At 67.2% G+C, this 1,331-nt stretch carries 1 protein-coding gene; it reads right to left on the bottom strand.

What is annotated here, in order from left to right; genetic code table 11:
- Nucleotides 1–42: 42 nt before the first annotated feature.
- The gene (locus QNO07_RS27455) at nucleotides 43–1,167 is read right to left on the bottom strand and encodes an ISAs1 family transposase (protein WP_283995250.1); all 1,125 of its coding nucleotides are present in this window, start codon (nucleotides 1,165–1,167) and stop codon (nucleotides 43–45) included.
- Nucleotides 1,168–1,331: the final 164 nt, after the last annotated feature.

The raw sequence follows: 1,331 nt of genomic DNA on the forward strand, positions 1-1,331 counted from the left end.
CAGGGCGGTTTCAAAGTCTGACTGTTCATGGGTCCGTGCTGGTCAGCGGAGTCCGAGGAGAGCCAGAGGACGCGTGAACGGTTCGTAGGACAGGTCTCGGAGTCCGGCGGCGATGTTGTGGTGCCCGGTGGCGCGGAGGCGGTTGATCGCGAAGCTGCGGAGGGTGGCCATGTTCTCCGGGCCGTGCTGGGTGCGCACCTTGGATGCGTCCTCGCGGAAGGCGGTGTCACGGACAAAGTGGAGTCTGTTTTCGATCACCCACTGCGAACGAATGATCTTCGCCAGTCGCTGCGGGGAGGCTTCCTGGCTGGTCAGGTCGGTGATGACATAGACCGTCTCGCGGCTGCGCCTGCCGGTCTTCAGACAGGTGCGATGGCGTACGACCCGGGCGACCTGGGCGGCGTGCGGGAAGTTGAGGCCGTCGACGGTCAGGACCTGGACCACGCGGGTCTCCTTGCGGCCATGCCCCTCGCTACGGTCGTAGAACTTCGCGGTCACCTCCGTCCAGGGCAGCGTGTGCAGCCGCTCGTAGAGGCCGGCCTGGTTCTTCTTCACGCACAGCGCGTAGTGCGCCTTCTTGTCCTCGACCAGGAAGCGGGCGTGGCCACGCTGTGCGTGCAGGGCATCGGCCGTCACGGTCACCCCGGTCAGGTCGAACGGGGCCAACAGGCCGGCGAAGCAGGTGATTTCATTCGTCTTGTCCGGTACCCGCAACTGCGTGACGGTCAGCCCGTCACCGGTCATGGCGGCGAGCAGATGCGCGGCGGGGGTGTCGTCGTAGCGCGAGCCCCGGGCGCTCTTGCCGTCCACCGCCAGGGTGTCGGCGCCGGACGGATCGCATCCCAGCAGGTCGGCGAGGCCACCTGGACACACTCGGTTGATCATCCGGCGGATCGTCGCGGTGCTCGGGGCGATGCGAACGGTGAAGGCGGACACGGTCCGGGCGCCGAGCCGGGCCAGGGTGTCCTGCGGAGCGTTTCGCGCCCACTGTCCGATCGCTGCGAAGGACCGGGCCCCGCACATGACCGCGGAGCAGGCCACCAGCAGCACGCTCACGAACGGGTGACGCCTGCCGCGCCGGTCACGTGGATCAGGCAAGGCCGCCAGCCTCGACTGCAGGTCGCTGATCGCGCGATGCTGACGCGAGGGCGACTTGACCAGACACACGGTGGCAGACTGACGACACATCGAAGCTCCGGTCGGTACAGGCGACTTGGTAGGTCACCGGCATCAACCGGAGCTTCGTTGCGTGCGTGGCGGCCCGCGACCCCATCGTCACGATGCCGTGACCAGCACGGATCGTTGATCGACAAGACTTTGAAACCGCCCTG

This window comes from Streptomyces sp. 549 (assembly GCF_030124175.1).
Classification (GTDB): Bacteria; Actinomycetota; Actinomycetes; order Streptomycetales; family Streptomycetaceae; genus Streptomyces.